This is a genomic window from Dysgonomonas sp. 521, from assembly GCF_010501055.1.
Taxonomy (GTDB): Bacteria; Bacteroidota; Bacteroidia; order Bacteroidales; family Dysgonomonadaceae; genus Dysgonomonas.
The window spans coordinates 1-8,092 of the sequence record NZ_QVMO01000121.1 but is presented as its reverse complement, the minus strand read 5'-3'; the positions used below and the strand labels follow the sequence as shown (position 1 = coordinate 8,092).

Below are 8,092 nucleotides of genomic sequence, written 5' to 3'. Positions count from 1 at the left end.
GCTTAAGAAAAAAACGGTAATTTTGTCAGACTAATTTGCACAGTGAGTGGGTGGGTATCACCGGAATCACTGGGTGGGTATCGCCGGAATATGCAATTAAAACAACACCTAAGGAATAAAGATATTATTACCATATTGAATGGCAAAACTATTCTTAATAGAAAAGAAAATCGTCCTGAAATTGAGTATATCCATTCAGGAGATATGAATAGATATAAATATATGTCGATTTATTTCAAGCAGAAAAAAGCTATTAATAATAAATCTAATGGGACAATAGTTTGTAGTTATGATAAACTAAGCGAATGCCTAAATAACAGTGATAAAGATTATATAATTGACTACTATGATAATCCTAATAAAATTTATAGGATAGAGGTTAGAACTACAAATGACAATTTTAAAAAATTCTTGGAGAGCTATCAAATAGAACTTATTGAGCCATTATTATGGAATAAGGGCTTTCTTATGGAAGCATTCCTGTATTTCCTAAATTCAGTTATTCGCTTTAAATCTGATGGTAAGGATGTATCAATATGGGATATTTTGTATTAATCCTAGGGTATTAATAAACACCCCTGACAAACCCCACATCTATGGGGTTTTCCTTTATGTATTAATTAATTATAAAATATATTTTTGAAATTAGTTTATATATTATAATCAATTATGGTATAAATGACACGTTTAGTAATGCTTACTGATTAATTATTTATAATGAGAATTCTTGCTTAATGCGCTAATTATAAGCAGATTAAACAAAATGTTAATGTTTTATTTAATATAAATATTGAGCGTGTTGATAATCCAATGTATGTAATTAAAAAATTTCTAAAAAATAAGGGTTGCTATATCAGCAACCCTTTAATGTGTAATTGTAATTTATTGATAATCATTTATATTGAAATTCCAATACTCCACTTTTGATAATAAACTCTTTCATTTTCTTATTATCTCCACTATGATAATATTGGTCTCGCCAAATATCTAAGTTCTGAAATTCTATTGATATTTTCTTGTTAGTAGTATCAATAGATTTGACAATAAGTTTGCCACCATTAATATAGTTCTCATGTCCATAATTTCCACCTGCATAATCTGTAAACTTGATATCAGTATAGTTATCCTCTATTTTGTTCTGTAATTCATCGCCAACCTTTAAGGTATTAATATCAACAGAAAATTTGAATAAGAGCTTGTAATATGCTTGTACATACACTTTATCTCCAATTTCAAATCTACTGGTACCAATTTCAAAACTTATATCTAATTTATTGCTACTTTCAGTATAAGTAGCTTTTTCCTCAGTTGTATAATAAGTTTCAAAATCTGTATAGTTTCGAGAAGCAATGAATTGAGGCGCATTATTATTACCAGTTTCTTCTGTCCCTTCATTCTCATCATCGTCACTACAAGCTATAAGTGAGATACTTAAAATGAATATTGATAATATAAACAGTAAATTCTTTTTCATAATTTTATATATAAATTCAGTTTGTGATTAAAGTTTATAGGAAATTGTTACCATAGGTACAGTTTGCGAACCTGAGGAAGACATGGCACTATATTTTAGTTGAAATCCTACATCAAATCTCTCATTAAGCGTATAACGACCACCAATACCAAGATTAGCTCCAAATTTTGTATCATTGTCACCCAGGGCACTGTTTCCTTCTCCACCAAAGCCATCCCATACAGCTAACCCAAACCCAATAATAGGAAATACTCTAACTTTCTCGCCAATGTTGTAAAGACGATGGTAGTCAAAATTAATTTCTCTAACCTTGACATCATCTTTGGGAAGGAAAACATTGATAGATGGCGAAAATTCATGCTTTTTTCCTGTTAGGTTAAAGGTTACTCCAAATCCTGCTGTTTTAATCTTCGAGCCATACAAGATATTGGCTTGCCAAGAGTTTCGTGTGTCCTGTGCATAGATGTTTACACAAGCAAATACCATTAACAATGGTATAAAAAGTTTTTTCATATAGATAAATTTATGTTGCCTATCAGTCCCCAAGTAGGCAATCAATAAAAAAGCGATGGGAACTGTAAACTTATCTGATTGGGGCAGCTCTGGTAAACTGATACAACAGAATAAGCAAACAGCCCCATCGCCTATACGAATATAAGTGATGGAGCGTCCTTGCCTATTATCCCCTGTTGTATTGTTTTGAAATTTTACCAGAATTTCCCCAATCAAGGATAATATTTAAACGCTTTTAGAATTCTAAATGTCCTTTAACCTATCAACTCTTTGATAATTGGTTAAATTATGATGCAAAGATTAACAATTAATTTAATCCCTGCAAATTATTTAAAGATAAAATCATCGTAATTTACTTAAGTCCAGATAGTTGCTAAAATAAGTAAATTGTAAATTCTTATTTTAACTAATTACTTATTTCAAATAATCCTCTATTCAGGATACATCTAATTGTCTTAAAATCAATTCTCCTTCTATATTTACCATCTTTTCGTAAACCTTTGAACAATGTTAGGAATATATCATTAAGAAAGTGATATAATTGGTAATATATCCTCTAATTTATCTTTGATTTTGCTTTTTTTCATGCTATAAAAATATTACCAAAAGGTAATAAAAACAAATCCTCATCGATAATAAAAAATCAACCATTTTTAGAAATATCACATATATATGATATTTTTGTAATTATGAATGAGAATAAGGATTTTCTAACCATGCAAGTCATAACCTATTTGGGCAATAAACGCACTCTACTTCCCCATATTGAAACAGCTGTTATCGAGATAAAAACCAAATTACAAAAAAACAAACTTGATTGTATTGATTTGTTCAGTGGTTCAGGAGTGGTAGCTCGCATGTTGAAGCAGCACTCCAATAATTTGTATGTAAATGACTTAGAATTATATTCCAAGATTATCAACGAATGTTATTTAACCAATAAGTCAGACTTTGATACAGAAAAATATAAATTACATTATAATCAGATAATCAATAGGTTAAGTGCATCCATTAAGGAGGATGGAATAATATATAGCAACTATGCTCCCCAAGATGATAGTAATATCAAAAAGGGGGAACGATGTTTTTACACATCCCTAAATGCAAAAATCATAGATACAATCAGGGATGAGATAAACAATATACCTATTGAATACCAAAGATATTTTCTTGCACCCTTACTTTATGAAGCAAGTGTTCACACTAATACAAGTGGGGTCTTTAAGGGTTTTTACACAGATAATGGAATTGGGAAATTCGGTGGTAAAGGAGAAAACTCCCTGACAAGGATATTAGGTAAAATTGAAGTGAAAAAGCCTATATTTTCAGATTTTGATTGTAATGTAATGATTTATATGGAAGATGCAAACTTGTTAGTAAACGCTTTACCATTAGTTGATATTGCATACATAGATTGTCCATATAACCAACATTCATATAGTAGTAATTATCACATTTTGAATACTATTTGCTTAAATACATTAGATGAAAATATAAGTAAAATTAGTGGTATCCCCAAAAATTGTAATAAATCCAATTATAATTATAGGAACAAAATCCATAAAACATTCGAAAGTCTTATAAATCAGGTAAAAGCAGAATATTTGATTATATCTTATAGTAACGAAGGGTTTATCAGCTCTGAAGAAATGATAAATATCTTGTCCAAACATGGAAAGTTGAAAATCAAGAAAATCGAGTATTTAGCATATAGGGGAAGTAGAAATTTACAGGACAGGTCAAAGACAGTTACTGAATATCTGTTCATCTTACACAAAAATGACAATTTGGCTGAACTATTGACAATCAAAAGGAAATTAGCTCCCATCCTGCCATATATATCTTTATCCACTATTGCGAAGATATATTTTGGCAAAACCCATTCATGGTTATATCACAAATTGAATGCAGATGTTATTAATGGAAAACAGTACCAACTAAATGAGAAAGAAATCCAAATCCTTTCTGATGCGTTAGATGAAATTGGGGAGGGATTGAAAAGTATTTCAAAATCACTGAAAGAATAAATTGCTATTCTGTTTTCTTACCTCGATTTGTTGATTTTGCCAACAGCACACCTTTTCTAATTATACATTTCTTATTTTGATATGGGTTATCTGCTGACAGCCCATAATTACGCAAACTGCCATACGATATCCCAATAATCTCAGAATCAAAATACTCAAAAATATTAGCTATTGAACCAAAATAGTAATGCTTTCCATCCATCTCAAGGTGAATAACAGTTCTTTCCTGCTTATTTTCTTTTTCCATTGGATTATATTTTGTGCAAACATAGCTAAAATATGACAAATAATAAATAAATGTAATATTTCCTTCATTATTTTATTGCATATATTAAATATATGTCATATATTTGTATCGTGATCAAATAACAAATAAAAGAAGTTATGAAAGCAAAAGTAGGTCTATATCATTTCTGTCATAAGCGCAATATGTGGGCAGTATATCAATATACATCAGTTACAGAAACAAGCTCAACTGCTCGCCATATTGAGGACTATGGATATTATGAGGATGCTGTTAAGGCTGTTTATCGCCTTAATGGATGGGGAGAACCTAAGAACGTAACTAAAAGATTTTAAACTATTAATAATTCAAGATATGAAAAATACTATTAATCAACTCGCAGTATTAGACAGAGCCAAAACAATGGTGCTTAAAGGATATAATCTTAATGATTCACTATCTACATCATCGTTGATAGAGTTGTTACAACTAAAAATGATAAATGGTGTTGCTCACTTCTTATATAAAAAGAAGGATGGTACAATTCGAGAGGCATGGGGTACATTACTTGAAAAAGTGATTATAAATAATATTAATGGGAATGGAGAGGCACGAAAATATTATAGCTGTCAAGCGTATTTCGATATTGAAAGTCAGTCTTGGAGAAGTTTTAGATACGAGAATCTCATTACAATTATTGATTAACCAAAAACATTCACTTTTATAATTTGTGAATGTTATTATATAAAACACTAATAAACAACAGTATATATTAATCAATTAAATAAGACTATAAATAAAACATTCACTATCAATCATAAACCAATAAAACTGAACGTTATGAGTCAAAAATTTTCTAATACAACATCTGATTATCTTGAATGGGACACAATGCTAAATTTGGTAAGAAAATTATATAATAACCAAAACTATAAAATATCTTTATTAATTGCCTGTGGTTGTTTCTTTGGTTTGCGAATTAGTGATTTACTTGGTTTAACATGGGAACAGTTGCTAACTTTTGATACATTTGAATTGATTGAAAAGAAAACAGGTAAAAAGAGAGTTGTTAAAATCAATTCTCAATTACAGAAACATATTCAAGATTGTTTTGTTAAAATCAATCCAATTAATATTTCAGACAATTGCTTTATGAGCCAAAAGAACTCTGTTTATTCAATTCAGAGAGTGAATGTTATTCTTAAAGAAATCAAGACAAAATATAATCTTAAAATCAATAATATTTCATCTCACTCATTTAGGAAAACTTTTGGTAGGGCTGTGTATAATAATGCTGGTGATAATTCTGAAATGGCTTTGGTGAAATTGTCTGAGTTATTCAATCATAGCGATATTAAGACTACTAGAAAATATCTTGGTCTTAGACAAGAGGAACTATTGGAAACTTATGAGTTATTGAGATTTTAATAAAAATGTCAATGTTTTATTAAAAAATAATATCTTTATATAAAGAAATAAAGAAAAAGTTATGTATGAAGATTATACAAGACAAGCATTACCATCAAAAAAATACAGAGAGCTTTTAGGAAGTGCCATATCTGTTTTTAACTCAAATAATGCTTTTATCATTGAAAATATTCTCAGAAGTGATGATGAATCAAAATATAATTGGTATGACCTTATAGATAGAACTTCTGGGCGATTGAATACACCAATAAAAGATACTATTACAAGAAATTCTGATAATACAATTGCAGATTTGTTTGAAAAGATAGTTGATAAGAGAAACAGAATTATTCATAGCTTTCAAATAACAGATAATGATGGAGAACAAAGATTGGCAACGAAAGATAAGGATAATATACAATATAAAATCACAGAAGAGTACCTCATATCTTTCATCAAAGAAAATGAGTTATTAAGTGATAAACTTCATCATTTTAGAGGATATTAGGATGAGATGATACAACATACCTCACTATAACATTTCACAAAATATTGACTAATTGTTCTTTTTAATTTCAGAGAGACGCATTTTTGCTCTTTTCAATTGATTGGTTAGTTCTGGGGCAAAATATTTAAGAGAGCCAAATTTATTCAATAAGAATTCAGAAACTAAGATGCAAATATCATATTCCTCAATTACCCTTGTCTTAGCATATTTTTCATTTATACATAATGAGTCTATGTGTCGCACATAGTGATACAATCCATTCTTGATGTAACCTATTCTTTCTGATAGATATAACACTTGTGTAGAAATGTATCTATCTTCTGCATAATTTTGTATAGGGAACTGGATTTTCCTAAGTATACTTGCTTTTATTAATTTATTCCACACTGCACAAGTTAGCCTTTCATCATATATTGACATATATTTAATAATTTCCAATTTCGCTTTACCTTCTAACTCCTGCTCTTTATATAATATTTCCCCATTGGATTCATTATAATAATCACAAAATACAATATCTAGATTTTCATTATTAGCTTTACTATACATATGTTCAATCATGTAAGGTTCTATCCAATCATCAGAATCAACATATTGAATGTATTTCCCACGAGCCTTATTCAACCCTATTCTTCTTGATGTTGGTATACCATAGTTTTGAGAGTTTTGGATTAAAATTATATGATTACTATCAAATGTATATTTATTGCAAATTTCAAGACTAGAATCTGACGAAAAATCATCAACAAGAATGCATTCAAAATCTTGAAAAGTTTGACACAATATACTATCTATACATTTTCCCAAATATTTTTCAGCATTGTATATAGGAACGATTATTGATACTTTTGGTCTCACCTTTTCTAAATTAAAAATATTCTATTGCACTTATACCTAACTGCTTCCATGTATTATTTTGTTTATTTATAATGCGCCAATACAACATCATATCCTTTTCCCCTCTATTTGGAATGAATATCTGGAAACCCTCATTATCATCTTTACTAAATGAATGTACTACAAAGCCTTTTGTTTTGTAAATTACTTCTTCACTGACAACCACAAAATTTTTTATAGGTAAGCCAGGTCTTTCTTCTCTCCACAAATACTGTGTTTCTCTATGCCATGTACATAAGCCATGCATACCAGCTTCAAATTGATACTTGAACCTTGTTTTATAAAACTCCCCTAATTTATAATTCGACCAATATGCTTGTCTTTGTATCATGTTTTTTATCTCTTTCCCTTTCATTAACAATGAAAGAGAACGTAGAAAAGGATTTTCATTTTCTCCAAACTCTATTACTAGACCAAACTGTCTATATTCTTTTTTAAAAGATAATAATTTCTCATATTGTATCATTTCTTTTTTTCCTAACTTTTCTAAATCAGGTTTTGCTTTGGAAAAAAATAACATTGCAGGCTTTCCTGCTTTTATATGTTTTGCAATTTCTTCTGCACTGCCACTAACATATTCAACTCCATTTTCATCAATTGTAGGAGTGCCTATTCTTGTCCAAAAAACTCCTATTAAAATATCAGATTCTTCTAAAAGTTGCTTATTAATAATCCCTTGTGGTCTTCCTTCAAGTCCTCCAATTGTAATAGGGTAAGTGTCTTTTCCCCACATTAGAGATTTAAGCATTATTCCTTCACTTTTAGAGTTAAAAGTATTCCATTGTTCTATACTATCTTCGATTTTAAGTATTTCATTCTGTGTGTCAGAAGGAGTAGATATAAAAATGTTAAAAATAAATGAAGGATACATACTGCTTTATTAATAAAATTGGTTTATATACTTAGTTAATTTAGGGCTCTGATGCAAATAACGTATAATCATATGTACAATAGTTCGTTATAAAAACAGCTTTTTTAAGCGGCAATAGTCCCATATTGTTTTAGTTCATTAATTATCCGCTTATTTTTTTTAGAGTTTGGGT

General features: G+C 29.3%; 11 protein-coding genes. 6 read left to right on the top strand and 5 right to left on the bottom strand.

Features of this window, described 5'->3' with window-relative positions; translation table 11 throughout:
- Positions 1–90: 90 nt before the first annotated feature.
- Entirely contained in the window at positions 91–555 is a 465-nt protein-coding gene (locus tag D0T84_RS20225; protein ID WP_163309662.1) for a hypothetical protein, read from the top strand.
- 337 nt (positions 556–892) lie between these two features.
- Here the strand turns inward: D0T84_RS20225 and D0T84_RS20220 are convergent, their stop codons facing one another.
- Both D0T84_RS20220 and D0T84_RS20215 read right to left on the bottom strand, forming a co-directional pair.
- Entirely contained in the window at positions 893–1,474 is a 582-nt protein-coding gene (locus D0T84_RS20220) for a hypothetical protein (protein WP_163309661.1), read from the bottom strand.
- Positions 1,475–1,501: 27 nt separating this feature from the next.
- Positions 1,502–2,203: an outer membrane beta-barrel protein gene (locus tag D0T84_RS20215; RefSeq protein ID WP_163309660.1), complete on the bottom strand. Its 702-nt coding sequence runs from the start codon at positions 2,201–2,203 to the stop codon at positions 1,502–1,504.
- Between the two features lie 473 nt (positions 2,204–2,676).
- Here D0T84_RS20215 and D0T84_RS20210 point away from each other — a divergent pair, with 473 nt between their 5' ends.
- Positions 2,677–4,014, top strand: coding sequence for a DUF5053 domain-containing protein (locus D0T84_RS20210; RefSeq protein WP_163309659.1), 1,338 nt, complete (start codon positions 2,677–2,679; stop codon positions 4,012–4,014).
- Positions 4,015–4,018: 4 nt separating this feature from the next.
- Here D0T84_RS20210 and D0T84_RS20205 read toward each other — a convergent pair whose 3' ends face one another.
- Positions 4,019–4,261 (bottom strand): hypothetical protein, encoded by a 243-nt coding sequence (locus tag D0T84_RS20205; protein WP_163309658.1) that lies wholly within the window; start codon positions 4,259–4,261, stop codon positions 4,019–4,021.
- A 137-nt stretch (positions 4,262–4,398) separates the two neighbouring features.
- On the opposite strand from D0T84_RS20205, the gene D0T84_RS20200 reads away from it, so the two are divergent.
- The 4 genes from D0T84_RS20200 (at position 4,399) to D0T84_RS20185 (ending at position 6,152) form a co-directional block, all read left to right on the top strand.
- Positions 4,399–4,593 (top strand): hypothetical protein, encoded by a 195-nt coding sequence (locus tag D0T84_RS20200; protein ID WP_163309657.1) that lies wholly within the window; start codon positions 4,399–4,401, stop codon positions 4,591–4,593.
- A 19-nt stretch (positions 4,594–4,612) separates the two neighbouring features.
- A complete protein-coding gene (locus D0T84_RS20195; RefSeq protein ID WP_163309656.1) occupies positions 4,613–4,942 on the top strand; it encodes an SH3 beta-barrel fold-containing protein in 330 nt (109 codons plus the stop codon).
- A 135-nt stretch (positions 4,943–5,077) separates the two neighbouring features.
- On the top strand, positions 5,078–5,665 hold the full coding sequence (locus tag D0T84_RS20190) for a tyrosine-type recombinase/integrase (protein ID WP_163309655.1): 588 nt from the start codon (positions 5,078–5,080) through the stop codon (positions 5,663–5,665).
- 61 nt (positions 5,666–5,726) lie between these two features.
- On the top strand, positions 5,727–6,152 hold the full coding sequence (locus D0T84_RS20185; RefSeq protein ID WP_163309654.1) for a selenium binding protein: 426 nt from the start codon (positions 5,727–5,729) through the stop codon (positions 6,150–6,152).
- Positions 6,153–6,200: 48 nt separating this feature from the next.
- Here the strand turns inward: D0T84_RS20185 and D0T84_RS20180 are convergent, their stop codons facing one another.
- Entirely contained in the window at positions 6,201–7,010 is an 810-nt protein-coding gene (locus D0T84_RS20180) for a glycosyltransferase family 2 protein (RefSeq protein WP_163309653.1), read from the bottom strand.
- Positions 7,011–7,020: 10 nt separating this feature from the next.
- On the bottom strand, positions 7,021–7,920 hold the full coding sequence (locus D0T84_RS20175) for a hypothetical protein (protein WP_163309652.1): 900 nt from the start codon (positions 7,918–7,920) through the stop codon (positions 7,021–7,023).
- Between the last annotated feature and the right edge of the window lie 172 nt (positions 7,921–8,092).